Annotated in this window: 27 protein-coding genes; 15 read left to right on the top strand and 12 right to left on the bottom strand. The window is 61.6% G+C overall.

Annotated elements, in window-relative coordinates; all coding sequences use genetic code 11:
- Positions 1-74: 74 nt before the first annotated feature.
- On the bottom strand, positions 75-779 hold the full coding sequence (locus AACX99_RS13335; RefSeq protein ID WP_339412469.1) for a glutathione S-transferase N-terminal domain-containing protein: 705 nt from the start codon (positions 777-779) through the stop codon (positions 75-77).
- A 134-nt stretch (positions 780-913) separates the two neighbouring features.
- On the opposite strand from AACX99_RS13335, the gene AACX99_RS13330 reads away from it, so the two are divergent.
- Both AACX99_RS13330 and AACX99_RS13325 read left to right on the top strand, forming a co-directional pair.
- Complete coding sequence (locus AACX99_RS13330; RefSeq protein WP_339412467.1) at positions 914-1,351, top strand: HIT family protein; 438 nt, start codon at positions 914-916, stop codon at positions 1,349-1,351.
- Between the two features lie 127 nt (positions 1,352-1,478).
- On the top strand, positions 1,479-1,904 hold the full coding sequence (locus AACX99_RS13325; RefSeq protein WP_090387586.1) for a 3-isopropylmalate dehydratase: 426 nt from the start codon (positions 1,479-1,481) through the stop codon (positions 1,902-1,904).
- Between the two features lie 25 nt (positions 1,905-1,929).
- Here the strand turns inward: AACX99_RS13325 and AACX99_RS13320 are convergent, their stop codons facing one another.
- A complete protein-coding gene (locus AACX99_RS13320) occupies positions 1,930-2,832 on the bottom strand; it encodes a LysR family transcriptional regulator (protein WP_339412465.1) in 903 nt (300 codons plus the stop codon).
- Between the two features lie 140 nt (positions 2,833-2,972).
- Between AACX99_RS13320 and AACX99_RS13315 the strand changes: the two genes are divergently transcribed.
- The 3 genes from AACX99_RS13315 (at position 2,973) to AACX99_RS13305 (ending at position 7,575) form a co-directional block, all read left to right on the top strand.
- A complete protein-coding gene (locus AACX99_RS13315) occupies positions 2,973-3,731 on the top strand; it encodes an SDR family NAD(P)-dependent oxidoreductase (protein ID WP_339412463.1) in 759 nt (252 codons plus the stop codon).
- An 82-nt stretch (positions 3,732-3,813) separates the two neighbouring features.
- A complete protein-coding gene (locus AACX99_RS13310) occupies positions 3,814-5,160 on the top strand; it encodes an FAD-dependent oxidoreductase (protein ID WP_339412461.1) in 1,347 nt (448 codons plus the stop codon).
- 66 nt (positions 5,161-5,226) lie between these two features.
- Positions 5,227-7,575, top strand: coding sequence for a M48 family metallopeptidase (locus AACX99_RS13305; protein ID WP_339412459.1), 2,349 nt, complete (start codon positions 5,227-5,229; stop codon positions 7,573-7,575).
- Between the two features lie 4 nt (positions 7,576-7,579).
- Here the strand turns inward: AACX99_RS13305 and AACX99_RS13300 are convergent, their stop codons facing one another.
- The 4 genes from AACX99_RS13300 to AACX99_RS13285 all read right to left on the bottom strand — a co-directional run bounded on the left by AACX99_RS13300 (position 7,580) and on the right by AACX99_RS13285 (position 11,356).
- Complete coding sequence (locus AACX99_RS13300; protein WP_339412457.1) at positions 7,580-8,332, bottom strand: hypothetical protein; 753 nt, start codon at positions 8,330-8,332, stop codon at positions 7,580-7,582.
- Between the two features lie 431 nt (positions 8,333-8,763).
- The gene (locus AACX99_RS13295) at positions 8,764-9,492 is read right to left on the bottom strand and encodes a substrate-binding periplasmic protein (protein WP_339412456.1); all 729 of its coding nucleotides are present in this window, start codon (positions 9,490-9,492) and stop codon (positions 8,764-8,766) included.
- Positions 9,493-9,521: 29 nt separating this feature from the next.
- Positions 9,522-10,133, bottom strand: a complete 612-nt coding sequence (locus AACX99_RS13290; protein WP_339412455.1) for a LysE family translocator — start codon at positions 10,131-10,133, stop codon at positions 9,522-9,524.
- Positions 10,134-10,282: 149 nt separating this feature from the next.
- Entirely contained in the window at positions 10,283-11,356 is a 1,074-nt protein-coding gene (locus AACX99_RS13285; RefSeq protein WP_339412453.1) for a hypothetical protein, read from the bottom strand.
- A gap of 350 nt (positions 11,357-11,706) precedes the next feature.
- Between AACX99_RS13285 and AACX99_RS13280 the strand changes: the two genes are divergently transcribed.
- Genes AACX99_RS13280 through AACX99_RS13270 form a run of 3 tightly spaced genes read left to right on the top strand, consistent with a single transcriptional unit; the run spans position 11,707 to position 13,666 of the window.
- Entirely contained in the window at positions 11,707-12,828 is a 1,122-nt protein-coding gene (locus tag AACX99_RS13280; RefSeq protein WP_339412559.1) for a beta-ketoacyl-ACP synthase III, read from the top strand.
- Positions 12,828-13,439, top strand: a complete 612-nt coding sequence (locus AACX99_RS13275; RefSeq protein WP_339412451.1) for an RNA polymerase sigma factor — start codon at positions 12,828-12,830, stop codon at positions 13,437-13,439. Before AACX99_RS13280 ends, AACX99_RS13275 begins: the two co-directional genes overlap by 1 nt.
- Positions 13,433-13,666: a zf-HC2 domain-containing protein gene (locus AACX99_RS13270; RefSeq protein ID WP_339412449.1), complete on the top strand. Its 234-nt coding sequence runs from the start codon at positions 13,433-13,435 to the stop codon at positions 13,664-13,666. Before AACX99_RS13275 ends, AACX99_RS13270 begins: the two co-directional genes overlap by 7 nt.
- 111 nt (positions 13,667-13,777) lie before the next feature.
- On the opposite strand, the gene AACX99_RS13265 is transcribed toward AACX99_RS13270, so the two are convergent.
- Positions 13,778-14,311 (bottom strand): hypothetical protein, encoded by a 534-nt coding sequence (locus AACX99_RS13265; protein WP_339412447.1) that lies wholly within the window; start codon positions 14,309-14,311, stop codon positions 13,778-13,780.
- A gap of 127 nt (positions 14,312-14,438) precedes the next feature.
- Here AACX99_RS13265 and pgm point away from each other — a divergent pair, with 127 nt between their 5' ends.
- The 3 genes from pgm to AACX99_RS13250 all read left to right on the top strand — a co-directional run bounded on the left by pgm (position 14,439) and on the right by AACX99_RS13250 (position 16,850).
- The gene (gene pgm / locus AACX99_RS13260; RefSeq protein WP_339412445.1) at positions 14,439-16,091 is read left to right on the top strand and encodes a phosphoglucomutase (alpha-D-glucose-1,6-bisphosphate-dependent); all 1,653 of its coding nucleotides are present in this window, start codon (positions 14,439-14,441) and stop codon (positions 16,089-16,091) included.
- 134 nt (positions 16,092-16,225) lie between these two features.
- On the top strand, positions 16,226-16,384 hold the full coding sequence (locus tag AACX99_RS13255; protein ID WP_339412443.1) for a DUF3309 family protein: 159 nt from the start codon (positions 16,226-16,228) through the stop codon (positions 16,382-16,384).
- A gap of 103 nt (positions 16,385-16,487) precedes the next feature.
- Entirely contained in the window at positions 16,488-16,850 is a 363-nt protein-coding gene (locus AACX99_RS13250) for a winged helix-turn-helix domain-containing protein (protein WP_339412441.1), read from the top strand.
- A 10-nt stretch (positions 16,851-16,860) separates the two neighbouring features.
- Here the strand turns inward: AACX99_RS13250 and gluQRS are convergent, their stop codons facing one another.
- Positions 16,861-17,748, bottom strand: coding sequence for a tRNA glutamyl-Q(34) synthetase GluQRS (gene gluQRS, locus AACX99_RS13245; protein ID WP_339412439.1), 888 nt, complete (start codon positions 17,746-17,748; stop codon positions 16,861-16,863).
- Between the two features lie 63 nt (positions 17,749-17,811).
- Entirely contained in the window at positions 17,812-18,255 is a 444-nt protein-coding gene (gene dksA / locus AACX99_RS13240; protein WP_090251641.1) for an RNA polymerase-binding protein DksA, read from the bottom strand.
- 196 nt (positions 18,256-18,451) lie between these two features.
- On the opposite strand from dksA, the gene AACX99_RS13235 reads away from it, so the two are divergent.
- Positions 18,452-19,633 carry a pyridoxal phosphate-dependent aminotransferase gene (locus AACX99_RS13235; protein ID WP_339412435.1) on the top strand — a complete coding sequence of 394 codons (1,182 nt, stop codon included), beginning with the start codon at positions 18,452-18,454 and terminating at the stop codon, positions 19,631-19,633.
- Complete coding sequence (gene sfsA, locus AACX99_RS13230) at positions 19,623-20,330, top strand: DNA/RNA nuclease SfsA (RefSeq protein WP_339412433.1); 708 nt, start codon at positions 19,623-19,625, stop codon at positions 20,328-20,330. Before AACX99_RS13235 ends, sfsA begins: the two co-directional genes overlap by 11 nt.
- A gap of 22 nt (positions 20,331-20,352) precedes the next feature.
- On the opposite strand, the gene AACX99_RS13225 is transcribed toward sfsA, so the two are convergent.
- Complete coding sequence (locus tag AACX99_RS13225; protein ID WP_339412432.1) at positions 20,353-21,531, bottom strand: glycosyltransferase family 4 protein; 1,179 nt, start codon at positions 21,529-21,531, stop codon at positions 20,353-20,355.
- A 58-nt stretch (positions 21,532-21,589) separates the two neighbouring features.
- The gene (bsrA, locus tag AACX99_RS13220; RefSeq protein WP_339412430.1) at positions 21,590-22,492 is read right to left on the bottom strand and encodes a LysR family transcriptional regulator BsrA; all 903 of its coding nucleotides are present in this window, start codon (positions 22,490-22,492) and stop codon (positions 21,590-21,592) included.
- An 82-nt stretch (positions 22,493-22,574) separates the two neighbouring features.
- Between bsrA and AACX99_RS13215 the strand changes: the two genes are divergently transcribed.
- A complete protein-coding gene (locus tag AACX99_RS13215; protein WP_339412428.1) occupies positions 22,575-23,684 on the top strand; it encodes an SRPBCC family protein in 1,110 nt (369 codons plus the stop codon).
- Positions 23,685-23,699: 15 nt separating this feature from the next.
- On the opposite strand, the gene cysZ is transcribed toward AACX99_RS13215, so the two are convergent.
- The gene (gene cysZ, locus AACX99_RS13210) at positions 23,700-24,452 is read right to left on the bottom strand and encodes a sulfate transporter CysZ (RefSeq protein WP_339412426.1); all 753 of its coding nucleotides are present in this window, start codon (positions 24,450-24,452) and stop codon (positions 23,700-23,702) included.
- Positions 24,453-24,715: 263 nt separating this feature from the next.
- Here cysZ and trxB point away from each other — a divergent pair, with 263 nt between their 5' ends.
- Positions 24,716-25,666: a thioredoxin-disulfide reductase gene (trxB, locus tag AACX99_RS13205; protein ID WP_339412557.1), complete on the top strand. Its 951-nt coding sequence runs from the start codon at positions 24,716-24,718 to the stop codon at positions 25,664-25,666.
- Positions 25,667-25,702 lie beyond the last annotated feature (36 nt).

Genomic DNA, 25,702 nt, shown 5'->3' with positions numbered 1-25,702 from the left:
TGTTGAAGAGCGTTGTTCATATCAGTTCTCATGACGCTGTTGTGTACGCGTTGAACAGGTTGCTGGCGTCTATTTTAGCCGCGTGCCGGGGTGACCAGGCCCTTGATCACCGCCGGGCGAGCGACAAAGGCTTGCAGCACCCGCTGCACATTGCTGAAGCGCTCGAACTCCACCAGCTCGCCGGCCTCGTAGAAACCCACCAGGTTGCGTACCCAGGGCAATACGGCGATATCGGCGATGCTGTAGTCCTCGCCCATGATCCAGCTACGGCCTTGCAGGCGTTGGTCGAGTACGCCGAGCAGACGCTGGGATTCGGCGACGTAACGGTCGCGCGGACGTTTGTCCGCGTAATCCTTGCCGGCGAATTTATGGAAGAAACCCAACTGGCCGAACATCGGGCCGATGCCGCCCATCTGCCACATCAGCCACTGCAGGGTTTCGTAACGCGTGGCGGCGTCTTCGGCCAAGAGCTGGCCGGTCTTTTCTGCCAGGTAGATCAGTATCGCCCCGGACTCGAACAACGCCAGCGGTTTACCGCCTGGGCCGTTGGGGTCGAGGATCGCCGGGATCTTGTTGTTGGGGTTGAGCGAGAGGAATTCTTCGCTGAGCTGATCGTTGGTGTCGAAGCTGACCAGGTGTGGCTCATAGGCCAGGCCAATCTCTTCCAGCATGATCGAGGCTTTCACGCCGTTGGGCGTGGGCAGCGAATAGAGCTGCAGGCGCTCTGGGTGCTGGGCAGGCCATTTTTGCGTAATTGGGTAAGCGGAAAGATCTGACATGGGCGCTCCGGATTAGGTGGCAAAAGGCGCAGGATAACGGTGATTGGCCATTTGGTCAGGTTGCAGGTTTTTCCCCGCGCGCAGAAGTCGGTATGGTTGGGGCCATCTCAACCCCAGTTCACTGGAGAACACTGATGAGCCTGCACGGCGAATACGACAACCAAAATATCTTTGCCCAAATCATCCGCGGCGAAGCCTCTTGCTACAAGCTCTACGAGGATGAGGATGTGCTGGCCTTCCTCGATGTGTTTCCGCAGTCCTTTGGCCATACCCTGGTGATCCCCAAGCGCTCGGCGGCGCGCAATATTCTGGAAATCGATGGCGACAGCCTGAGCAAGGTGATGGCCGTGGTGCAGAAGCTTACGGGTGTGATCATCGACGAGCTGGAGCCAGCCGGGGTGCAAGTGGCGCAGTTCAACGGCGCACCAGCCGGGCAGACGGTGTTCCACATTCATATGCATATCGTGCCGCGCTACGCCGGCGAAGCGCTCAGCATACATGCCGGTGGCAAGGCGAGCCCGGAAGAGCTGGCGGCGTTGCAGACGCGTTTGCTCAAACGTATTGCCGGTTGATCAATGCCAGGTTGCGGCGGCGCATCAGTCTGTACTTGAGGCCGGCCGCGCCAGGGGCAATACTCAAGCCGTTTTGGCTGTTTCCCTTTGCTGTTTTCTGCGCCCATGGAGGGCTTCCATGCGTCATATGCGATTGACTTGTGCCGTTTTACCGCTATTGCTGTTGGCCGGCTGTTCGTCCTGGAAGCCCGCGCCAGAGGATGTCAAACCTGTGCCGGCGGACCGTTTGCTGGGCTATCAGGCGCCGCTGGGGCAGGGTGGAGAGTTGCAGGTCAATCGCGACTTCGGCGGCATGGGCGGCGGCTGCTATGTGGCTGTGCTGGTCGACCGCAAGGTGGCCGCGCGCATCGGCGTGGGTGAGCAGGTGCGTTTTCAGGTGCCGGTTGGCACGCGGGTGCTGAGCATCGGTATCGACGAGATGGACGACACCCTGTGCGGCATGGGCCGCCTGCGCCGTGAGCTGGCGGTGAAGGTTGAGCCGGGCTCGCAGCAGAACTTCCGTATCGTCAGCGATAACCGCAAGGGTTTCGATATCCTCCCGGTGACTCAGTAACGCGCAAGAAACCGGTGCCTGCCTGTCAGGCGCCGGTGTGCTCGGCCAGCAATGCTTCCAGCCACTGCATAAATGCTCGTACCCGCTGCGGCTGATGCCGGCGCTGGGCGTAGAGCAGGCTGATCGGCATGGGCGGCGGCAGGTAATCCGGTAACAGGCTGTGCAGCTGCCCGCTGGCCAGTAACTCGCTAACGCCGAGCAGTGGAGCCTGGATAATCCCCAGCCCACCCAGGCACGCGCCTTCATAGGCATCGACGTTATTTACCGTGACATTCCCCACCATCGGCAGCTGTTGCAGCGCGCCGTCGGCCAGGTATTCAAAACCATCTGAGCGACTGCCGAGCACCGGCACGTAGTGGATCAATCGATGCTCAGCCAGGTCGTCTAGGCTCTGCGGGGTGCCGTAGCGTGCCAGGTAGGCTCTGCTGGCACAGTTGACCATGGGCAACTGGCCGAGCGGGCGGACGATCAGATTGGGTTCGTTGACCATGCCGATGCGCAGCACGCAGTCGAAGCCTTCGCGTACCAGATCGACGCGCCGATCACTGCTGCTGATCTCCAGTTCGATGCCGGGATGCTGCGCGGTAAATTCCCCCAGCCGCGGTGCCACCAGGCGCCGCGCCAGGCCGGTGGGCATATCGATGCGCAGGCGACCGCTAAGCTGCGCGCCGTCCTGGCGGAACAGGTTTTCCAACTCTTCCATATTGGCCAGCATGTCCTTGCTGCGTTCATACAGCACCAGACCGTCCTGAGTCGGTTGTACCTTGCGGGTGGTGCGGTGCAGCAGGCGCGTGCCGAGCAAGGCTTCCAGGCTTTGCACCTGCTGCGACACGCTCGACCTGGGCAGGCCAAGGCTGTCGGCAGCCTGGGTAAAGCTGGCCAGCTCGCTGACGCGGACAAAGGTGCGCAGCAGTTCCAGGGTGTTCATGGGCGGGCGCTCCACTGAATTGTTCGTGATTGATGATCAGTGTTTTCAATTTTGCTGAGTTTATCCAGCTTAATACGAGCAATAACCTGTGCTCACTGATTGCAACCACTGCACTGCTAGTCAACTGAAGGAGCACGCATATGACCCGCAAAATTGCACTGATCACTGGCGCCAGCCGCGGCCTGGGGCGTAACACCGCCCTGCATCTGGCGGCGCAGGGCATCGACATCATCGGCACTTATCACAGCCAGGTGGCTGATGCGCAGAGCCTGGCGAGCGAAGTCGAACAACTCGGCGCACGTGCGTTGATGCTGCAGCTGGATGTCAGCCAGAGCAGCAGCTTTGCCGCGTTTGCTGGCGCCGTGGCGGCTGGGTTGCAGAGCACCTTCGGCCGCCATGATTTCGACTTTCTGATCAACAACGCCGGTATCGGCATCCACGCCAGCTTTGCCGAAACCAGCGAGGCGCAGTTTGATCAGCTGGTGAATATCCAGCTCAAGGGGCCGTTCTTTCTCACCCAGCAACTGCTGCCGCTGATCGCCGAGCCGGGCCGCATCGTCAATATTTCCACCGGCCTGGCGCGTTTCAGCCTGCCGGGTTATGCCGCCTATGCGGCGATGAAGGGCGGCATCGAGGTGTGGACGCGCTACCTGGCCAAGGAGCTGGGGCCGCGCGGTATCAGCGTCAACGTGCTGGCTCCCGGCGCTATCGAGACTGACTTCGGTGGCGGCGTGGTGCGTGACAACAGTCAGGTCAATGCCTTTATCGCCGCTAACACGGCTCTGGGACGGGTCGGCCTGCCGGACGATATCGGCGGCGCGATTGCCATGCTGCTCAGTGACGGCGGCCGCTGGATTACCGGGCAGCGGATTGAAGCTTCGGGCGGCATGTTCCTTTGACGCTGTTCATCCTGTGATCGGGCTGGCTGCGTTTATCTGGCAGAGGCGTAGAATCCGCCCGGTTTAATAACGGAGACGGGTCGTGAAGGGATTGACGATTGCCATTGTCGGGGCCGGTACGGCGGGGTTGGCCACGGCGCTGTTCCTCGCTCGCCAGGGCTTCAGCGTGCGTCTGCTGGAGCGGGTGCCGGCGTTGCAGCCGGTAGGGGCCGGGGTGTTGTTGCAACCTTCGGGGCTGGCGGTGTTGCAGCAACTGGGGCTGTTTGCCGAGTGCAGCGGCCTGGGGGCTGCGGTCAGCCGCTTGTACGGCACCTCGGGCAATGGCCGGGTGATTCTCGATACCCGTTACGCGCATTGGCAGCCTGGCAGTTTCGGTATGGGTATTCACCGCAGCGTATTGCTCACGGCTTTGCTCAACGCGGCGCGGCAAGCTGGGGTACAGATCGAAACCGGCGTGCATATCAGCCGCTTCAGCCAGCATGGCAGCCATGTGCAGATGTATCGCCAGGACGAACAGGGTATCGAGCAGCCATTCGGCGAGTTTGCCGCGCTGGTGCTGGCCGATGGCGTGCGCTCGGCCCTGCGCGGGCAGATGCAGGTCAAACAGTGGCTGCAGCCTTACCCCTGGGGCGCGCTGTGGAGCATTGTGCCGACCCCGGTTTCGTCGGCAAACGCGCCGGAGGCCACGGACCTGCGTCAGTGGTACCGCGACTGTGCGCAGATGTTCGGCATCATGCCCACCGGGCGTACCCACCTGAACCGCGAGCAAGCCCTGAGCAGTCTGTTCTGGAGCCTGCCGGTGGCGCAGTTTGACGTCTGGCGTGAAGCCGGCTTGGCTGCCTGGAAAACCCAGGTGCTGCAACTGGCCGGCAGCGCTGCCGAACCCTTTGTTGAACTGATCGAACGCCCCGAACAACTGAGCCAGGCGGTGTATGCCGATGTGCGCATGCAGCGCTGGCACGATTGCCGGGTGATCGCCATCGGCGACTGCGCCCATGCCATGAGCCCGCAACTGGGCCAGGGCGCGAATATGGCCCTGGTGGATGCGGCTGCTTTATCCGCAGCTGTTACCGCACAGAGCACACCAACGGACTGCGACTGGTCTGCGGTATTCGCCGCCTACGCCAGCAGTCGGCGTGATCACCTGCGTTATTACCGTCAAGCCAGTCGCCTGCTTACCCCGCTATTCCAATCCCACAGTCGCAGCCTGGCCTGGCTGCGTGACAGCGTGCTGTTGCTGGCGCGGCACAATCCATTTGGCCGTGCGCATGCCGTTAGCACCCTGGTGGGTGGGCGCAGTGGTTGGTTGCTGAGTGGTGCCGAGCGGCCGTTGCAGGTATGGAATGGTCAGCCTGAGGCGCAGGGGCTAGATAAACGTGCGATCTCCGCAAATACTGCCCAGCTGCCGGGTGACTTGAGTCATGTGTGACAGGTCGCGAGTACTGCACGCTTTGTTAATCTGCCCACACATTTCAATTTTTTGCGAGGGATCGCCGTGTCGTTCCGTGTTGTGCTGAGTGGCCGGGCATTGCCCGGGTTTACGCCTGAGCAGATTGCTCAGCATCTACAGACGCAGCTGAAGTTCTCTGAAGCTCAGGTGAAGGCCTTGCTGCCGCCAGCTCGCAGGGTGATCAAAAGTGGTCTGGATCGGCCCAGTGCCGAGCGCTGGTACAGCCGGTTGCAGCAGGCGGGCCTGGCTGTTGCGGTCGAGGAAGTGGCTGCGCCTGCGCCTGCGGCGGTCGACCCTCTGACAGCTTTGCAGGACTTAGCCCAGAAGGGGCTTAAGCGCGCCCGACCCAGCCCGGCTTACGCCTTGCAGCTGTTTCTGGTGACGCTCTGCTGCCTGCTGGTACCGACGCTTTATGCGGGGCTGGTGATTGGCCTGGGCGTGGGGCTTGCCTGGTACCTGATGCATATCCATGAATACCTCGGCAGCTTGCGCAATATCTGGTTGCTGCTTTGCATTTATGGCGTACCGGCCATCAGTGGCAGCATTTTGCTGCTGTTTATGGCTCGGCCATTTTTTCTACCCAGCCAGCATGGTGATGAGCCGCTGGAGTTGGACCTGGCCTGCGAGCCGCGCTTGCAATTGGTGATCAACCAGTTGTGTCAGGCGATTGGGCTGCGCCCACCGGTGGTGGTGCAGCTGTCCAATGAAGTGAATGCCAGCGTGCATTTCGAGAATGGCTGGAGCGGATTTTTCTCTGGCCGCAAGGTGCTGACCATCGGCATGCCACTGGTTGCCGGGATGAGCGTGCAGCAGTTTGTTGGTGTGCTGGGGCACGAGTTTGGCCACTTTGCTCAGCGTCTGGGCATGCGCTGTAACTTCCTGATCAACTCGGTCAATGCCTGGCTGGAAGCTCGCAGTAATAGCCGCGACCCTTGGGATGATCGCCTGCAGGAATGGCTGGAAAATGATCCCTGGTGGATTCTGCAGCTGGCCATCTGGGTGGCGCAGCAAGGAATCGAGCTGTCGCGGTTGTTGATGCGTGGCTGTTTCTGGCTGAGCTTTCGCCTGTCTCGTTCGCTGTCGCGGCAGATGGAGTTCGACGCCGACCGCTACGAGAGCCTACTGGCAGGGAGTGCGGCGTTTCGTGGCAGTGCCTTGCAGCTGCGTGCGCTGTCCTGGGCCTGGCGTGAGGTGGATCAGCAGAATGCCCGTACCTGGCGCGAGCGTCGCTTGCTGCGCGATATACCGCACGCCACTGCCGAGAAGACCTCCAACATGGGTCAGACCACTCGGCAACAGATGGAGCAGAGCCTCGAAGAGGGCAGTACCCGCTACTGGCACACGCACCCTGCCGATCTGGCGCGTATCCAGCACAGTGAAGCCCTGCAGGCGCCCGGCTACTTGCATGACGCTCGCCCGGCAGCCGTTCTGTTCGAGCACTTCGCCGAGCATTGTCAGAGTGTCACCGAGGCTTACTACGCGGAGCTGGGCCTGGACTATGACGAGCAGCAGTTACAGGACAGCCAGCAAATCTTCCAGATCAGCGCTCAGCGTGAAGAGGCACTTGATCAGCTCTGGGAGTGGACAGGCCGGCAATGGTGCAATCTGCCCTGGCTGGCCCTGCACCAGCCGGTTCAGGCGGCCCATGCCACGCTGGGCTGGCAGGCTGTGATTGATGAGTTGCGCCGCCTGTCTCCAGAAATTACTCAGGCCTGGACTCAGGCTGAAGCGCAGGAAGACCAGCGTGTGGCGCTGGCCTGGTGTGGCGAGTTGCAGCGCAATGGCATGAATTCGCGGCTCAGCGAAAACGAGGCGTTTGATGCCAGCAAGCACCTGCCGTTGTATCAGCAGATTGACGCCGGTAAGACCCCAGCGCAGCTGCAGTTGCTTCAGGCCGCTTCGTTATACCGGCGCCGCCTGGAGCTGAGCCTGGCGGGCGCAACCACGGCGCTGCGTGAAACGGCCCGATTGGCATTGCAGCTAAGCCGGCTATATGTCGACTACGCGCGCCTGCTGGAGGCCCGTGAGCTGGCCGAACGCTTTTTGGATTGGCATCAGCAGGCTCCCGACAGCCTGACTGAGCGCTTGAGCCAGGACGCTTTGTCGCGCTATCAGGATCTGGCCCTGCGCCTGCTCAAGGCGGCGGATCAGCTTCCACAGACCCTGCTCGATGGCAGCACTCTGGGCGGTTACCTGCGCCTGCGCTGCCCACGGCTAAATGCCGAGGCCGGTGAGCCGGTCGAGTTCCTGCGCAACAGCGCGACGCTGATCGACAGCCTGGCCTATGTGCATCGCCGGGCGATGGCTGAACTGGCCAGCTATGCCTTGCAGCGTGAGCGCGAGCAGGGGCTGCGCGGCATTCGGCTGGTGCTCAAGGTTACCCAGGCGGTTTGAGTCGTCAGTCCTGTTGCAGACTGCGCAGTTCCTGCTGGCTGAGCTCCAGCCATTCTTTGTGCAGTGTGCGGTAGTGCCTGGCAGCGCGGCGGGCGTAGGTCTGGATCTGTTGCTGCATCTCGCGCGCTTCACGTTGGCGGCCCAAGCTGCGCAGCAGTAAAGCGTAGCGATAGGCGGCTTCGGGACCGGCGTAGTAGCTACTCAGCGCTTGGTACTCCTCTTCAGCTTTGAGGGTTTCGCCCAAGGCTTCGAGCGTGCGGGCATAGAGCAAGTGACCGTCGGCTGAACGGAAGTCGGGGTTCTTGTTGATCAACTGCTCAAGGCTTTCGCGGCAGCCGGCGAAATCGTTGTGGGCAAAGCGCGCCTTGGCCAAGCCGATAAGGATATCCGGTGCATCGCTGTGAATCCCCCGCAAGGCTATCTGGTAGTGCTTGGCCGCTTCTTCGGCCTGGCTCATGCGCAACAGCTCATCGGCCAGATTGACGCGTGTATCGCGGGTATCACGAATCTCCAGCTCATCACGCAGGGCACGCAGGTGGCGCTCGGGGTCGATGCTGTCGTGCAGGCGGTTGATAGTGCGGCGCCCACGGTGACTGCCGAGCAAGTCGGGCAGCATGATGCCGAGGAAGTAGATCAGGCAGCCAAGGCCGGGCAAGGCGATGATCAGGTAGATCCAGTAGCGTTCCTGGCCACTGCGAACAACGTGCAGACCACAGGTGACTTGGCAGGCGATAACAAGCAGGGCGAGTAGGGGCATGGTGATGATCCAGTCCTTTGGAGTACGGATGAATTGCGTGGGTGCGTCTATCAGAGCATGGATGACAGGTGCTTGTCAGGAGCTGCCATGGCGGCTACGACGTGGATCACAGCCGGCTTGGCTGATAGGCGGTGAGTCCCCCCGCAAAAGCAGTCTTGCCATTGCTCTTGCCGAGTCTTTGTAGACCGCTATGCCGCCGAATTTGGCCGCGAACTGTGGGGGCGCGCATCTGTTTCTCTGCGCCGATGATTTCCCCTTCTTCCAGGACGGTACGCGCCAGGGCGAGTCATCCCGGCATCCGCAGAACGGCTGTTATGAGGAAGAGATGCCGCGGCAAGGCTGGACCTGCACACGGCTGACCGGCTCACTTTCGCAACGAATCGAGCGAGTACTGGCGTATCTGGTTTTACAACACTAGGCCCTTGCAGAACTCAGCGATAACGAGCAAGCAATGCGTCAAACTCGCCGGCCTGTTTCATCTGCACCATGGCGCGCAGCAGGGCCATGGTGGGTACATCCGGGGCGTCGCGGACGATGCAGGCAATCGGGTCGGAGGCTACTTCGCTGAGGTTGTACAGCTTTTGCCCGGCTGCTTGGTGGCGGTTGAACCAGTGCAGCGAGAGTTCGTTGCTGATGGCGTAGCGGTAGCGCCGGGCGCTGAGTTTGAGCAGCACCTGATCCTGGGTGCGGGCATCTTCGCGTTGTATCTGCCCGCTGGCGAACAGCGGTTCCAGGCGCGGATAAGTGAAGCCCAACACGGTGCCCAGGCGCTCATTGAGCAGTTGCTCGGGCTCCAGTTGTTCGGGTTTAACGCCTGCCAGCACATCGCGTTGAGTCATAAAGGGCAGGCTCCAGATATAGCGATAGTGGCCGCTGTTGACCCAGTTCGGGCTGACGTAGCAGCGCACATCGATCTCACCGCTATCCAGCGCCTGTTGCACGCGTAAGCGCGGCATCACTACCAGCTCGGCCTTGCGCCCAACTTTGGTGGCCATGCGCTGTTGCAGGTCGACCAGAATGCCTTCCACTGCCTTGCCGTCTTCGATACGCACCATGGGCATGGCCCAGCTGTCATTGATCGAGAAGCGCAGTGCCCGCTCTGCGGCGAATGATGGGCCGCTCAGGACGAGCAATAACAGGGCGGGCAACAGCTTGGGCACCAGGGCAGATCCTTTGCGGTGTACGCAGTTCAGCGGGTCATCGGCAGGGCAGCGCCCATCAGTGCAAACAGCCCGCCGCAGCAGCGATTGAAGCCTTTGCCAGTGCGTTGCAACCAGGGCCGCACGCGATGAGCCATGCGCGCCAGGAGGTATTCAACACCTCCTTCGACCATGGCAAAGGTCAGCGCCATGATGGCGAACTGCAGCCAGAGGTCGCCGCGCGGGTCGAGAAATTGCGGCAGAAACGCGCCGAAAAACAGGATCACCTTGGGATTCGACAGCGCCGACAGCAGGCCCTGGCGAAACAGCTTGAAGCCGCTGGTCTCGGTGGCTTTCTCGGCCATCGCGAGGTGCAAGGGCGGTGCGCGCCAGAGTTGAATGCCGAGCCAGATCAGGTAGGCACCGCCGAGCCATTTGAGGATGGTCAGGGCCTGCGCCGAGGCTTGCAGCAAGGTGCCGATACCGAGCATCGACAAGGCCATCAGCAGGGTAAAACCAAGCACTCCGCCGCTGACGGTAAACAGGGTTTTGCGATGGCCGTACAAGGCTCCATGGCTAAGCGCGAGCAGGCCGTTGGGGCCAGGCGTCAGCGACAGGCCAAATACTGCGGTAAGAAAGATCAGCCAGGTATGCAGCGCCATAAAGCAGGTATCCAGAAGCGGGAGAGTGCAGGGCAGAGCCTGCGTGCCTCTGTTTTTTCATGCTGTGACTGGATAGTCAAGCCGCCTTAAAGTCGCAGGGCGGATATGCAGATGCAGCGGTCCTGCCCGCGAAGGCAGGACCGGCGCTATCAGCGGTTAGCTTCCTTGAAGTTATCGTCGGACGGTTCCTTGGTGTAGGCGCCCTGGTCGTGGACCAGTTTCTTGCTGCCATTCATCAGGGTGGTGATGCGGCTGTCGCTGGTTTTCGCCGAGGCGGCCTGGTTGCTGGTGCCGGTAATCAGTGGTGGGTTGCTGCTGAACGACCACAGGTAGTGCCAGACGGCGGCATTGTGCTTCTCGGTCAATTGCGTGGCGCCGAAGTACCAGGGCTTGAGCTCGCTGAAGGCGGTCATATTCATCAGCCCGGTGTTGCTGTCGCCGATAAAGCCGGTGCTGCTGGCTCCGGATGTGCGGTAGACCTCAAAGATCACGCCCTTGGTTTTTAGCGCGCTGACATAGGTGCGGCACACTTCGCCGACCCACTTGTTGCCCAGGTAGCTTTTCGCGTTGTTGGAGTAGAAGGGGTCGAGCAGGGCGACGCGCTTGGGCAGCAGCTTGCTGTTCACCGTTCCGGCCGTGACCGCATCGCTGATCTTCTTGGTCAGCACGATGGCCATCTGATTGCCCAGGGAATGGCCGGCAATGCGGATATTGCTGCCACTGTAGCCGGCGAGGTTGGCTTTGTAGCTGTTGAACAGCAGGTCGCTGGCCGACTGGCTTGGGCCTGTGGCGTAAGCGCCGCTGCTGTTGCGCCAGCGCATGGCGCGCGGGCCGCTGGCGGTCCAGATCTTGGCTTCGGCATCCTTCACTTCGCCTTCATCGGCGAATTGGTTCCAGTACAGCACGCCGACGTTGTAACCGGCTGCGAGCCAGGCGTGGGCCAGATCCAGGTCTGGGCCGCCGGCATCCTTGCGGTTGAAGGTTTCACGGTTTTTCTTCTGGGTGGCGCCGTTCTGCCAGCCGTGGATATAGATCAGGGTCGGCTTGCTGGCCACGTAATAGGCGTTGCTCTGGCCGGGCACGGCCTTCTGCCAGTTGTCGCCGTAACCGAACCAGTACAGGCCGTGGTCGAGATTCTGGAAGGTGCTGTCGGGGAACACGCCCACGGCAGCCTGGCTCAGGGAGGTAAAACTCAGCACCAGCAATAGAAGCAGCTTGCGCATGACGGAAACCTTTCTTGTTATTAGGGAAAGGCGAGCATATAGATTGTCCGACAATCATCTATCACCCGGACGGGTGATGCCGCGCAAGCACCAGTGCGCGCGGCCTAGCGGGATGTGTCTTGCGCCACGTTGTGAGCATCTTTGCCTCAATAGCCGACAGCTTGTTGCAGTTGTCCTGACGTGCTGAGCGGACGAAGACCCCCAGGCTGTGGCAAACTCCGTGGCTCGTAACAGGACGTTTCATGGATCGAGTTTGCTGAGCCTGTCAGCCGTTTTTTGCCCATGGCCTAGCCTGCCTGGGTGTATTGCATAACTGGCCGCTGCCTGCGGCGAAGAACAGAGGAATGACTGTGCATAACGTCGTGATCAGTGGTACCGGCCTCTATACCCCGGCAAGCAGTATTTCCAACGATGAGTTGGTGGAGTCGTTCAACGCCTTTGTCCAGCTGTTCAATGCCGACAACGCCGCAGCCATCGCCAACGGTGAAGTCGAAGCGCTGAGCGAATCGAGCAGCGGCTTTATCGAAAAAGCCTCGGGCATCAAGAGCCGCTTTGTCATGGACAAGGCCGGCATCCTCGACCCTAAGCGCATGGCGCCGCGCATCCCGGAGCGCAGCAATGACGAGTGGGGCATCCTCTGCGAAATGGCCGTAGGCGCCGCCAAGGACGCCATGGCCCGCGCCGGCAAGACAGCCGCCGATATCGATGGGGTGATCGTTGCCTGCTCCAACCTGCAGCGCGCCTATCCGGCCGTGGCGATTGAAGTGCAGGCCGCGCTGGGCATTCAGGGTTTTGGTTATGACATGAACGTGGCCTGCTCCTCGGCCACCTTCGGCATTCAGGCTGCGGCCAACAGCGTGCAGCTGGGCCAGGCCCGCGCGATTCTGATGGTCAACCCGGAAATCTGCACCGGCCACCTGAACTTCCGCGACCGCGACAGCCACTTTATCTTCGGTGACGCCGCCACTGCAGTGATTATCGAGCGCGCCGACCAGGCCACCTCGAACTACCAGTTCGATATCGTCGGCACCAAGCTGATCACTCAGTTCAGCAACAACATCCGCAACAACTTCGGCTTCCTCAACCGCTGTGCGGAAGAGGGTGTTGGTGCGCGCGACAAGCTGTTCGTTCAGGAAGGCCGCAAGGTGTTCAAGGATGTCTGCCCGATGGTCGCCGAGCTGATTGCCGCGCACCTGGCGGAGAACAAGCTGAATGTTGGCGATGTGAAGCGCTTCTGGCTGCACCAGGCCAACCTCAACATGAACCTGCTGATCGCGCGCAAGCTGCTCGGTCGCGATGCAGAGCCGGGCGAAGCACCGGTGATTCTCGACACCTACGCCAACACCAGCTCGGCCGGCTCGGTAATCGCCCTGCACAAATACCAGGAAGATCTACCAAGTGGCGCCCTGGGCGTGCTCAGCTCCTTTGGCGCGGGCTATTCGATTGGTAGCGTGATCCTGCGTAAGCACTGATGGATTACCCGGCCGATCAGGCGCTGCTGACTCGCTTGCGTGCAGGCGAGCAGAAGGCTTACCGCGAGCTGGTCGCTACCTATCAGGGGGCGATGCGCGCGGTGGCTTTTGCCATCGTCGGCAGCCGTAATGCCGATGAAGTGGTGCAAGACGCCTGGCTGGCCGTGGTGCGCAGCCTCGATGGTTTTCAGGCGCGCTCCAGCCTGAAGACCTGGCTGTTGACCATCACTGCCAACACCGCGAAAACCCGCCTCAAGGGCAATCGCCGTGAAGTGCTACTGGACGATATTCCCTCGCCTCACGGCAGCATTGGTGATGAGCGTTTCAGCTCAGATGGCCACTGGCTGCTGGCGCCGCACGCCTGGCACCACGACTCTCCGGAAGCGCTGCTGACCGAGCATGAGTTGCGTGAATGCCTGGAGAAAACCCTCGCCAGCCTGTCCGAGCTGCAGGGCAGCGTATTGCACCTGCGCGAGCGCGAAGGGTTGGAGCTGGAGGCGATCTGTAATCTTTTGCAGGTCTCGCTCTCCAATGTGCGGGTGCTGCTGCACCGCGCGCGTCTCAAGGTATTCGCCACCCTGGAGCATTTTGAGGAGACCGGCCAATGTTGAGTTGTAAGGAGTTGGTGGCCCACTCCAGCGAGTTTTTTGATGGACAACTGGGGTTGCGCAAGCGCATGTCGGTGCGCCTGCACCTGGCCATGTGTCAGCACTGCCGGCGCTTTATTCGGCAGATGCGTCTGAGTCAGGCGGTGCTGCGGCAACTGCCGCCTGGGCAGAGCGCCGAGCTGGATGCCTTGGCTGCCAAGCTGGCGGAGTTGCGCCGCAAGCATTCCTAAAAAACTGTTTACGAGCTAGCGAGCTAGAGCCAGGCAAGGTGCTACGTTAGTAACAGCCTCCGGCTGTTTTTAACGCAGGCTGGCTGACGCGCAGCAGGTCGTATGCCCGTTTTATTCGGCTTCTTGCGCGGCCTTTAGCGCTTCATAGGCCGGCGCGGCGTAGATGCCGACTTCGACTGCCAGTTCCATCACCCGCGCCAAGTCCGTGCTGTACACCAGCACGGCTTGCAGCTCGTCATCCAGCGCTTCGCTGAAATCCAGCAGCACATAGCCCTTGGTTTCCGGCGACAGGCTGGACAGTTGCACCTGGATGCGGTTTAGCGCTTTCAGCGGCTCGACTTTCACCAGTTGCTTGGGCTTGAGCACAAAGCTCACTTCCGGGCCGAACGACTCGGTGATCTGCTGGAACAGTGCGTCATAGCTGTCGGCCTGAAACAGCACGGTTTCCGGCAGGCTGCCGACCACTACCCACTCGCCTAGCGGAATGGGAAAGCTGTCATCGAAGTTGATATCTGGGTTGGCGGCGAGGAATGCCTGTGGGTCGGCATAGGCCTGGGCCGCCTCGTCAGCGATGCGCGCGACGTCTTCCGCCAGCATGCAGCCCGAGCTTATCTTGCTGATCAATTCTTCGAGCTGGGCTTTCATTTGGGTCATCCTGCGGCAAGAAAATGGGCCGCAAGGATAGCCTAATCCTGTCTGCAAGCGCTGCGTCTAGGCGCGATGGCCTGTTAAGCTGCCGCTTTTTACGGGTTCTATCCTCTTCGGAGTTTCTATGAGCGCACGTCTTCATCCCTTGGCCGGTCAGCCGGCGCCTGTTTCCTTGTTAACCGATATCACCGCGCTGCTGGCGGCCTATTACGACCTGCAGCCGGACCCGAGCATGGCCAGTCAGCGAGTGGCCTTCGGCACATCCGGGCATCGCGGCAGCTCTCTGACGCACAGCTTTAACCAGGCCCATGTGTTAGCGATCAGCCAGGCCATCTGTGACTACCGGGCGGCCCAGGGCATTAACGGCCCGCTGTTTATCGGCGCCGATACCCATGCGTTGTCGGCGCCTGCGCTGGACAGCGCGATTGAAGTGCTGGCGGCCAACGGTGTGCAAACCATGATTTCTGCCGGCGGTGAGTTCACCCCGACGCCGGCCATCAGCCAAGCCATCCTCGTGCATAACCGGGGCCGTGATAGCGGCCTTGCCGATGGCATCGTCATCACGCCGTCGCACAACCCACCCGACAGCGGCGGCTTCAAGTACAACCCAACCAATGGCGGCCCGGCTGACAGCGATATCACCACCTGGGTGCAGAACCGCGCCAACGCATTGCTCGAAGGTGGTTTGCGTGAGGTCAAGCGAATGCCGCTGGCGCAGGCGCGGCAGGCCGCCAATGTGCAGGAATACGATTACCTCGGCAGCTATGTGAGTGACTTGGGCAACGTGATCGACTTCGCCCCGATCCGTGCCGCTGGCCTGCGCCTAGGTGTCGACCCGCTGGGCGGCGCTGGGGTGCATTACTGGGCACGCATCGCCGAGCAGTACGGCCTCAATCTGGATGTGGTGAGCGAGATCATCGATCCGCAGTTCGCCTTTATGAGCCTGGACTGGGACGGCCAGATCCGCATGGACCCATCCTCCAGTCACGCCATGCAGCGCCTGATCGGCCTGAAAAATGGCTATGACGTCGCTTTTGCCTGCGACACCGACTACGACCGCCACGGCATCGTCGCACCAAGTGTTGGTTTGCTGCCTGCCAACCACTTCCTCAGTGTGGCCATCGATTACCTGTTCCAGCATCGCCCGCAGTGGAGCGCCACGGCGGCGGTGGGCAAGACCCTGGTCAGCAGCGCGATGATCGACCGCGTCGCTACGCGCCTGGGCCGGCCGATGCAGGAAGTGCCGGTGGGCTTCAAGTGGTTTGCCGGCGGCCTGTTCGACGGCTCCCTCGGCTTTGGCGGTGAAGAGAGCGCCGGGGCGACCTTCCTGCGCCGTGATGGCCGGGTCTGGACCACTGACAAGGACGGCATCGCCCTGGCGCTGCTGGCTGCGGAAATGACCGCAGTGACTGGGCGTGATCCTGGCGAGCTGTATCAAGGCCTGAGCGATGAGTTCGGCGCGATCTATGCCGACCGCGTCGACGCGCCGGCCACACCTGCGCAGAAGAAGACCTTGGGCAAACTCTCGCCCGCGCAGATCAGCAGCCGTGAGCTGGCGGGTGACGCCATCACCCAGGTGCTCGACAAGGCGCCGGGCAACGGTGCGGCGATTGGCGGGATCAAGGTGATCAGCGAGGGCGGCTGGTTCGCCGCGCGGCCGTCGGGCACCGAAGACATCTACAAGATCTACGCCGAAAGCTTTCGCGATGCGGCGCATCTGCAGCGTATTTTCAGTGAAGCGCAGCAAATTGTTGATGGTGCACTGGCAGCGGAGTAGGTGTGAGCCTGTTGGTTCGATAGCGCACTGACGGCTACCGCTATGGCGTGCAAGGTGAAGGGGCGCTCACGCTTAGGTGCCATCTCGGCACCTGCTGATCCGGCGCATTGCAGTGACTCATTAAGGAGAACGCCATGAGCCTGGGTACCATTCTGTTGATCGTGCTGATTCTATTACTGATCGGCGTCATACCCGCCTGGCCACACAGCCGAAGCTGGGGTTACGGACCATCGGGCGGTTTGGGCGTGGTGGTGATTGTGCTGTTGGTGCTGCTATTGCTCGGGCACATATAACCGCGACTTTATCTCTCGAACGGTTGCTGCGCAGTAGGTTTGCTACTTTCGCCTGATCAGGTCAGGCGTTAGTCTGCGCAGCGAACTCCCCCGTGGTCGCCGCATGTACCGTCTTGATCTGAAAATCCGCCTGTATAACGGCTCTGATATTGCAATCGGCCCCGGCAAGGCCGAGCTGTTGGCGGCCATCGCGCAGCACGGCTCAATCAGCGCCGCTGCCCGTGCCATGGATATGTCGTATCGGCGCGCCTGGCTGCTGGTGGAAACCATGAATCGCAGCTTCAAGCAGCCGCTGGTCAGCACCCTGGCCGGCGGCAAGCACGGTGGCGGCACGCGATTGACCGAAACCGGTGAACAGGTGCTAGAGCACTATCGGGCGTTGTGCGCGCGAGCCCTAGGCGCAATAGAGAATGATTGCGCGGAGCTGGCTGAACTGTTGAGCGAGCCTCCGGCCGAAAAAAGCTGATCCAGAGTGTTTAGCGCAGCTGCGCCTCGGCCAACGTCAGGCTGCGCGGAATGCGTGTGGCATCCCAGTGCTGGCTGGCCCAGCACAGCAGCTCGCCGGGCTGGCCATAGCTGGCGCCGTCCGGCAGTGCCTGACCAAGCGCACGCAGGGCGCGGATTAGCAGCGGAGTGGCCTGGTCGGCTGGCAGCGGTGGCGAACGGTAGGATTTGCCCAGCTTGTGGCCATCCGGCTGGATAATCAGCGGCACATGCAGGTAGCGCGGTTGCGAGAAACCGAGCAGTTCCTGCAGGTACAGCTGGCGTGGGGTGGAGTCGAGCAGGTCTGCGCCGCGCACTATATCTGTGATGCCCTGCCAGGCATCGTCGAGCACCACGGCCAGTTGGTAGGCATACAGGCCATCGCGGCGGCGAATCACAAAGTCGCCCACCTCGCGGCCCAGGTGTTGGCGGTAGTCGCTTTGTACGCGGTCGACAAAGTGGTAGCTCAGCTCCGGCACGCGCAGGCGAATCGCGGCATCGGCAAAACGTTGGCTGGCGTTGCGACAGGTGCCGGGGTAAATGCCCTGGGTGCCTTCCAGTTGCTTGCGTGAGCAGGTGCAGGCGTAGGCCAGGCCCTGGCTGAGCAGGCGTTCGACCAGGGCGGCATATTCCCCGTGGCGCGCGCTTTGCCGTACCAGCTCGCCATCCCATTCGAAGCCGTAGCTTTCTAGGGTGCTGAGAATGCCTTCTTGGGCGCCGGCCACTTCCCGTGGTGGGTCAAGGTCTTCCATGCGCAGCAGCCAGCGGCCATTTACCGCGCGCGCGTCAAGGTACGACGCAAGAGCTGCGACCAGTGAGCCGAAGTGCAGATAACCGCTAGGGGTGGGGGCGAAGCGGCCGATATACGCGGGTGTGTTCATTTGCCGTGGCACACACAGGGAGGCAGAAACAACAGAGGGTGCCGAAGCACCCTCTGGGTCAGATCAGGAACCGATCTGTTTTTCTTTGATTTCCGCCAGCGTTTTGCAATCAATGCAAAGGGTGGCGGTGGGGCGTGCTTCCAGTCGGCGGATGCCGATTTCTACGCCGCAGGAATCGCACCAGCCGTAGTCGTTGTCTTCGATCAGTTGCAGGGTTTCGTCGATCTTCTTGATCAGCTTGCGCTCGCGATCACGGGCGCGCAGTTCCAGGCTGAATTCTTCTTCCTGGCTAGCGCGATCCGCTGGATCGGGGAAGTTGGCTGCTTCGTCCTGCATATGGTGCACAGTACGATCAACTTCCTGCATCAATTCAAGCTTCCACTTGTTGAGGATGCCGGTGAAGTGGGCGCGCATCGGCTCACCCATATACTCCTCGCCCTTTGTTTCTTTATAGGGCTCGAAACCACGAGTCAGTTGGCTGCTTTTTGCTTTTGCTTTGGTGGGCATGGATGACCGCCTCTCACTCTCTCTAATCCACTGCGCAGGACGGTGTCCCTTGCCGACCCTACATCGAGTAGAACCGGCCCTGCGGCTGCAAGCGGGCGAACTTACCAGAACAACTCGGCCTGCGCCACTCCCGGTTGTCGAAGCTGCGCCGGGTATGCTTTAGAATCCGCGCCTTATCTCCCAGGCAGACAGTCCCATGGCCCAGTCCTACAGTGCGCGCAGCCGCGCCATAGAACCTTTTCACGTGATGGCGCTGCTGGCCCGCGCCAATCAGTTGCAGGCCGACGGCCATGATGTGATTCACCTGGAAATCGGTGAGCCGGACTTCACCACCGCCGCGCCGATTGTCGCTGCCGGGCAGGCGGCTCTGGCCAATGGGCACACCCGTTACACTGCTGCACGTGGCCTGCCAGCCCTGCGTGAAGCGATCTCCAGCTTCTATGACCAGCGTTACGGTCTGGATATCGACCCGCAGCGCATTCTGATCACCCCGGGTGGCTCGGGCGCCTTGCTGCTGGCCACCAGCCTGCTGGTCGACCCTGGCAAGCACTGGTTGCTGGCCGATCCGGGTTACCCCTGTAATCGTCACTTTCTGCGTCTGGTCGAAGGCGCGGCGCAGCTGGTGCCAGTTGGCCCCGAGGTGCGTTATCAACTGACGCCCGATCTGATCGAGCGTTATTGGGATCAGGACAGCGTTGGCGCGTTGGTGGCATCGCCAGCCAACCCGACTGGCACCTTGCTTAGCCGCGATGAGTTGGGCGGGCTGTCGCAGGCGCTGAAAGCGCGCGGTGGCCATCTGGTGGTGGATGAGATCTATCACGGCTTGACCTACGGCGTGGATGCGGCCAGCGTGCTGGAAGTGGACGACGAGGCCTTTGTGCTCAACAGTTTTTCCAAGTATTTCGGCATGACCGGCTGGCGTTTGGGTTGGTTGGTGGCACCACCGGCCGCCGTGCCGGAGCTGGAGAAGCTGGCGCAGAACCTCTATATCAGCGCGCCGAGCATGGCCCAGCATGCTGCCTTGGCCTGCTTTGCGCCGCAGACCCTGGAGATCCTCGAGCAGCGCCGTCACGAGTTTCAGCGTCGTCGCGATTTCCTCCTGCCGGCGTTGCGTGAGCTGGGCTTCAAGATCGCCGTGGAGCCAGAGGGCGCCTTCTATCTATATGCCGATATCAGCGCCTTTGCTGGCGATGCCTTCGCCTTCTGCCAGCACTTTCTGGAAACCGAGCATGTAGCTTTTACCCCTGGCCTGGATTTCGGCCGCTACCAGGCCGCGCAGCATGTGCGTTTTGCCTATACGCAGGATCTGCCGCGCCTGCAGCAGGCGGTGGAGCGGATCAAACGCGGCCTGATCAGCTGGCAGTCCCATGCAATTTGATCCGCCGCTGGAGGAAGGCCGCCTGCTGCGCCGCTACAAGCGCTTTCTCGCCGATATCGAGACCGCCTCCGGTGAGCTGCTGTGCATTCACTGTCCCAATACCGGCTCGATGCTTAACTGCATGGCCGATAACTCAAAAGTCTGGTTTAGCCGCAGCAACGACCCCAAACGCAAACTACCGGGCACTTGGGAAATTGGCGAAACACCCCAGGGCCGTCTGGCGGTGATCAACACCGGGCGCGCCAATGCTTTGGTGGAAGAAGCTCTGCGCGCCGGGCTGATCAGCGAGTTGAACGGTTTCACCAGCCTCAAGCGCGAAGTGCCTTACGGCCAGGAACGCAGCCGGATCGACTTTCGCCTGGACTACCCTACCGGTGCGGCGTTTGTCGAAGTTAAGAGCGTGACCCTGGGGTTCGCCGATAGCCGCGTCGCCGCCTTTCCCGATGCTCGCACCGAGCGTGGCAGCAAACACCTGCGTGAGCTGGCGACACTGGCCCGTGAGGGGATTCGCGCGGTGCAGTTGTATTGCGTGAACCTGACGGACATCGACGCGGTGCGCCCGGCCGAGGAAATCGACCCGGCCTATGCCGCTGCTTTGCGTGAGGCAGTGAGCGCCGGTGTTGAAGTGCTGGCTTACGGCGCGGCGATCAGCGCGCAGGGTGTGCAGCTGATCAAGCGTCTGGATGTGCGGTTGTAGGAACGGAGCTTTCCGTTCCTCTTCAATGCTGCGTTCTGCCGGCCGGCAACTCCGCTGCGGGTTGCATGGCGCTGCGCAGATGCTGCTCGAACAGCTCGACCACCGCCGGCCAGCCCTGGCGTGAGGCATGCAGCCGCGCATTCAGGCGTACCCGGCGCAGACCTTCGTGGTCGCTCAGCAGCCAGCTGGCGGCGTCGATAAATCCGTGCTCATCTTCGGCCACGGCCAGCGCGCCGTTATGCCCGTGGCGGATATGTTGCGCGGCCGCCGCTTGATCAAATGCCACCACGCCAAGCCCGGAAGCCAGGGCTTCGAGCACCACATTGCCGAAGGTTTCCGACAGGCTGGGAAACACAAACAGATCGCCCGAGGCGTAATGCGCGGCCAGTTCCTCACCGCGTTGCAGGCCGCAGAACACGGCGTCAGGCAGTTGCTGCTGCAGGCTGGTGCGCAGCGGGCCATCACCGACCAGAATCAGTCTCAGCCGCCGTTGCGGGTGTGCCCGTTGCAGCGTCTGAAAGCTCTTGCTGAGCAGGGCCAGGTTCTTTTCCGCCGCCAGGCGGCCGACATGCAGGATGGCGATGTCTTGCTCCGCCAGCCCCCAGCGTTCACGCAAGGCCGCGCAGCGTTTGGCCGGGTGGAACAGCTGGCTGTCGACGCCCCGCGAGAGCAGTTCCAGATTGTCGAAGCCACGGCGTTGCAGTTCGATCTGCTGGCTGACGCTGGGCACCAGGGTCATCTGCGAGCGGTTATGGAACCAGCGCAGGTAATTGGTCAGCAGGCGGGTTAGCAGGCCAAAGCCGTAATGCCCGGTGTATTGCTGGAAGTTGGTGTGAAAACCGCTGACCACCGGGATCTGCAAACGGCGCGCGGCGCGTAGGGCGGACAAGCCCAGCGGCCCTTCGGTGGCGATATACAGCACATCCGGGCGCTGGTGTTGCCAGTTGCGCAAGAGCTTGTGCAGCGACGACTGACCCCACTGCAAACCGGGGTAGCCGGGCAGCGGCCAACCACGGGTTAGCAATAAGTCCTGATCGGCAGCACCGCGCGGGTCGACGCTCTGTCGCGGACGCACCAGTTGCACGCGATGGCCACGGCCACGCAGGCCATCGACCAGGCGACCGAGGGTATTGGCCACGCCGTTGATTTCCGGTGGGAAGGTTTCGCTGATCAGCGCGATATGCAGGGAAGCTGTGCTCATGGCAGCAGTGTCCGCTGCCGCTATGTAATGACTGTGACGCTTTGGTTGCGTTTGTATGTCAGTCGAGCAGCTCGAGTAGTTGCTGGCGCAACCAGGCGTGCGCTGGGTCGAGGTGCTGTTGGTGATGCCAAATTAGGCTGACCTGCACCGGCGGCATATCGAAGGGCAGCGGCGCGATTTCCAGCGCGTGCACTGGGGCGAAGGCCTCGGCCAGGCGTGCAGGCACGGTGCCGAGCAGATCGGTCTGAGCGACGATGGCCGGGATCGGCAGGTAGTTGGGCAAGTGCAGTGCCGCTTGCCGGCGTACCCTGGCTGAACCTAGGACAATTTCCAGTGGTGAGCCACGGCCGGCGCGCGGGGTTACCGTGATATGCCGGGCCTGCTGGTAATCTTCCAGGCTCAGCCCGCCAACGAAGGCCGGGTGGCCGGCACGGCCGATGGCTACCAGGGGTTCTTCGCGCAGCGGCGCGTAATGCAGGTCGGGCGAATCGAAATGCAGATAGTCGATGGCCAGGTCCAGCGCGCCGTTTTCCAAGCGCTGCACCAGGCTGTCGGCATCATCGGCTTGCACCAGCAGCTCGACCTGCGCAGCGCTGCGCGCCAGATGCGCCTGCAACATGGGCAGCAACGCGGCCTGGGCATAGTCGTTAAGCGACAGGCTAAAGGCGTGCGGCGTCTGCGGGTCAAACGGCTCGGCCGGGCCTAGGCCGGTCTGCAGCAGGCGCAGCGCCTGACGCACCGGCACATACAAGGCCTGAGCGCGGGCGGTGGGAGTCATGCCACGGGCGGTGCGCTGGAACAGCTCTTCGCCGAGTTGCTGGCGCAGACGGGCGAGGGCGTTGCTTACCGTCGACTGACTCAGGTGCAGGCGCTCGGCGGCGCGGGTCAGGTTGCCTTCTTGCATCAGGGCATCGAAGACCAGCAGCAGATTAAGGTCGAGCTGACGCAAATTCGTTATCAAGAATAATGCTCTTTTTAAATATCCATTATTCGAATGATCTGGCCGCGCCTAGACTGCTGTCAATCCGCACAGGAGTACCGCCGTGGCCTATAACAACGACAATGCCCAGGCTTTCCGCACACGTTATCGGGATGCCATCCACCCGCTGTACAACCCCTGGCTGCATGCCGCCTTTGTCCTGGCCTACGGCCTGACCTGCATCAGCCTGCTGTGGCGTACGCTGGAGGCGGTGGCGCTCTGGCAATGGCTGCTGGTGCCGCTGAGCCTGGTGTTCTTCAGCTGGGGCGAATATCAGGTGCACAAGCGGCTGGGGCACAACAAGACGCGCTTCGGCCAGCTGTTCTACAAGCGCCACACCGGTGATCACCACAGTTTTTTCGTCGAAGACCAGATGCGCTACGAGACGCCGCGCGACTGGCGGGTGATCCTCTTCCCCGCCTGGCTGATCGTGCTCTACAGCCTGCCGCTGCTGGGCATCTGGTGGCTGCTAGCGCCTATCGACGGCAACCTTGCCGCGCTGTTCGCCGGTAGCATGCTGCTGGGGTATATGAGCTATGAGGTGGTGCATGCCTGCGAGCACCTGCCGGCCGAGCACCCGCTTACGCGATTGCCGTGGATTCGCCAGATGCGCCGCCTGCATGCGCTGCACCATCGCCGTGAGCTGATGCATTCGCGCAACTTCGGTATCGTCCATCCACTGATGGACTGGCTGTACGGCACCTTGCACTGGGAACCGGAGCCGACTTATCAGCAGAACCGCCAGCAGCATCGCATTCGCCTCACCCGCTCGGCGGACGAGGTGCTGCGTTATGCCGCCGCGCCTATTCATTGGCCCGAATGGCACCCGTCGTCGTTGCATATCTACGGCCGCGAGGGTGTGCTGCTAGCCGGCGATGTGTTTGAGGAAGATATCCACGCCGGCGGGCGCGCCGGCCATCTGCGCTGGGATGTGCTCGACTACCAGCCGGCCCGCCGCTGGCAGGCCAGCGCCCGTGGCGATCACGGCCTAGGGCTGCTGCTGACCTACGAGTGCTTGGAAGTGGAAGGTGGTTGCGAATTTGTTCGCACCATGGAATACGGCTTCGACGGCATGCTGATGCGTCTGGCCAACCGTCTGTTGCTGAGCCGGCGTATCGAGCGCGAATCCCAGGCCTCGATGCAGGCGCTGCGCGCGGTGCTTGAGCGCAGCTAGCCTGCAGGCTAGAGATTAAGGAGCGGGCGTCAGCGCCTGCTCGCCGCGTTCACGTACCCAGAACAGCGTGGCGCCGGCCACGGCTGCCGGCATCATCAGGATATTCAGCCCAGGCACCAGCAAGGCGGCGTAGGTGATGCCACCAAAGCCCAGGCTCTGCCAGCGCTTCTCCCGCAACCAGGCGAGCATGTCCTGCCAGCTCATCTTGTTGTTGTCCGCGGGGTAATCGATGTATTGAATTGCCATCATCCACACACCAAACAGCAGCCACAGCGGCGCGGCGATCAGGTTGACCACCGGGATAAAGGTCAGGATCAGCAGGGCGATGGCGCGCGGCAGAAAGTAGCCCAGCTTGCGCAATTCGCGACCCAGGGTGCGCGGCACCATTTCAATCAGTTCGCCCCAGCGGAAGGCAGGGAAAGGGTCTTCGCCGCGCACCACCACCTCGACTTTCTCCGCCAGAAAGCCGTTAAACGGCGCAGCGATGATATTGGCCAACAGGGTGAAGCTGAAAAACACCATCAGCAGTACCAGCACCACAAACAGTGGCCACAGCACGTATTCGAGAAAGCTCAGCCAGCTCGGCAGGGTGGGCATAAAGGTGTCGACCCAGCCGCCGAACTGCTGCATGGCCAGGTAAATCAGGCCAACGAAGAGCAGCAGATTAATCGTCAGGGGCAGTAGCACAAAAAGCCGCAGGCCAGGGCTCAGGACCAATTTCAGGCCTTCGCTGAGGTATTGCGGGCCGGTCAGTACGGGAGCGGGCATGGATGGAAGTCTCCGCGAGGTTGAAGTCGCGCCGACCTTACCGGCTTTGTGTGGCAGGTGAAAGCCTCTGCAATGGGCGCTAACGATTGCCCGCGCACGTTATAGCGCTTGCCTATGCACGGTATTGGTAAAGCATATTTCCGCGATGCGCTGGTCGGGCATAGGCTGCGCAGCATCCCTTTGTGGGGCTTCCAAGCGTATTGCCTTCCCCTGGTATTTCGGAAGTCCCTGTTTATTGCTGCCGGCCTTGCCGGGAGGAGTTGCTGATGTCTACCAATCGTCATGCCCGCGTAATTATTCTGGGCTCCGGCCCTGCCGGTTACAGCGCTGCGGTCTACGCTGCCCGGGCCAATCTCAAGCCGCTGTTAATCACTGGCTTGCAGGCCGGCGGCCAACTGACCACCACCACCGAGGTAGATAACTGGCCGGGCGATGTGCATGGCCTGACCGGTCCGGCGCTGATGCAGCGCATGCAGGAGCATGCCGAGCGCTTCGAGACGGAAATCGTCTATGACCATATCAATGCCGTGGACCTGGCCGGTAAGCCGTTCACCCTGGTGGGTGATAGCGGCACCTACAGCTGCGATGCGTTGATTATCGCCACCGGTGCCAGCGCCCGTTATCTGGGCTTGCCCAGCGAAGAAAGTTTTATGGGCAAGGGTGTTTCCGCTTGCGCCACCTGTGATGGTTTCTTCTACCGTAATCGCGATGTAGCGGTGGTCGGTGGCGGCAATACGGCGGTGGAAGAGGCGCTGTACCTGGCCAATATCGCCAGCAAGGTGACCCTGGTGCACCGCCGTGAAACCTTCCGCGCCGAGAAAATCCTGCAGGACAAGCTGCAGGCGCGGGTCGCCGAAGGCAAGATCGTCCTCAAGCTAAATGCCGAAGTGGATGAAGTGCTTGGCAACAACATGGGCGTGACCGGCGTGCGGGTGAAGAACAACGATGGCAGCTTTGATGAGTTGAGCGTTGACGGCCTGTTTGTTGCTATCGGCCATACACCGAACACCTCGTTGTTCGAGGGGCAACTGGCGCTTAAGGATGGTTATCTGGTGGTCAACGGTGGCCGCGACGGCAATGCCACCGCCACCAGCATTCCTGGCGTGTTTGCAGCTGGCGATGTGGCCGACCACGTGTATCGCCAGGCGATAACCTCGGCCGGCGCAGGTTGCATGGCGGCGCTGGATGTTGAGCGTTATCTCGACGGCCAGTAGGTCTGAGAATGCAAAAAGCCTCGATTGATTCGAGGC

It is taken from the genome of Pseudomonas sp. EA_35y_Pfl2_R5, from assembly GCF_963970805.1.
Lineage (GTDB): Bacteria > Pseudomonadota > Gammaproteobacteria > Pseudomonadales > Pseudomonadaceae > Aquipseudomonas.
The sequence above is the reverse complement of the archived record's forward strand: the minus strand, read 5'-3'. Positions and strand labels throughout refer to the sequence as shown.

What these genes read in the sequence shown, in the direction of transcription:
- AACX99_RS13265 (WP_339412447.1), bottom strand. Translation starts at nt 14,311, where the DNA reads ATGAAAGCCCAGCTCGAAGAATTGATCAGCAAGATAAGCTCGGGCTGC.
- AACX99_RS13325 (WP_090387586.1), top strand. Translation starts at nt 1,479, where the DNA reads ATGCGATTGACTTGTGCCGTTTTACCGCTATTGCTGTTGGCCGGCTGT.
- AACX99_RS13270 (WP_339412449.1), top strand. Translation starts at nt 13,433, where the DNA reads ATGTTGAGTTGTAAGGAGTTGGTGGCCCACTCCAGCGAGTTTTTTGAT.
- AACX99_RS13250 (WP_339412441.1), top strand. Translation starts at nt 16,488, where the DNA reads ATGTACCGTCTTGATCTGAAAATCCGCCTGTATAACGGCTCTGATATT.
- sfsA (WP_339412433.1), top strand. Translation starts at nt 19,623, where the DNA reads ATGCAATTTGATCCGCCGCTGGAGGAAGGCCGCCTGCTGCGCCGCTAC.
- AACX99_RS13235 (WP_339412435.1), top strand. Translation starts at nt 18,452, where the DNA reads ATGGCCCAGTCCTACAGTGCGCGCAGCCGCGCCATAGAACCTTTTCAC.
- AACX99_RS13330 (WP_339412467.1), top strand. Translation starts at nt 914, where the DNA reads ATGAGCCTGCACGGCGAATACGACAACCAAAATATCTTTGCCCAAATC.
- gluQRS (WP_339412439.1), bottom strand. Translation starts at nt 17,748, where the DNA reads ATGAACACACCCGCGTATATCGGCCGCTTCGCCCCCACCCCTAGCGGT.
- pgm (WP_339412445.1), top strand. Translation starts at nt 14,439, where the DNA reads ATGAGCGCACGTCTTCATCCCTTGGCCGGTCAGCCGGCGCCTGTTTCC.
- dksA (WP_090251641.1), bottom strand. Translation starts at nt 18,255, where the DNA reads ATGCCCACCAAAGCAAAAGCAAAAAGCAGCCAACTGACTCGTGGTTTC.
- AACX99_RS13320 (WP_339412465.1), bottom strand. Translation starts at nt 2,832, where the DNA reads ATGAACACCCTGGAACTGCTGCGCACCTTTGTCCGCGTCAGCGAGCTG.
- AACX99_RS13300 (WP_339412457.1), bottom strand. Translation starts at nt 8,332, where the DNA reads ATGCCCCTACTCGCCCTGCTTGTTATCGCCTGCCAAGTCACCTGTGGT.
- AACX99_RS13335 (WP_339412469.1), bottom strand. Translation starts at nt 779, where the DNA reads ATGTCAGATCTTTCCGCTTACCCAATTACGCAAAAATGGCCTGCCCAG.
- cysZ (WP_339412426.1), bottom strand. Translation starts at nt 24,452, where the DNA reads ATGCCCGCTCCCGTACTGACCGGCCCGCAATACCTCAGCGAAGGCCTG.
- AACX99_RS13225 (WP_339412432.1), bottom strand. Translation starts at nt 21,531, where the DNA reads ATGAGCACAGCTTCCCTGCATATCGCGCTGATCAGCGAAACCTTCCCA.
- AACX99_RS13275 (WP_339412451.1), top strand. Translation starts at nt 12,828, where the DNA reads ATGGATTACCCGGCCGATCAGGCGCTGCTGACTCGCTTGCGTGCAGGC.
- AACX99_RS13315 (WP_339412463.1), top strand. Translation starts at nt 2,973, where the DNA reads ATGACCCGCAAAATTGCACTGATCACTGGCGCCAGCCGCGGCCTGGGG.
- AACX99_RS13290 (WP_339412455.1), bottom strand. Translation starts at nt 10,133, where the DNA reads ATGGCGCTGCATACCTGGCTGATCTTTCTTACCGCAGTATTTGGCCTG.
- AACX99_RS13255 (WP_339412443.1), top strand. Translation starts at nt 16,226, where the DNA reads ATGAGCCTGGGTACCATTCTGTTGATCGTGCTGATTCTATTACTGATC.
- AACX99_RS13285 (WP_339412453.1), bottom strand. Translation starts at nt 11,356, where the DNA reads ATGCGCAAGCTGCTTCTATTGCTGGTGCTGAGTTTTACCTCCCTGAGC.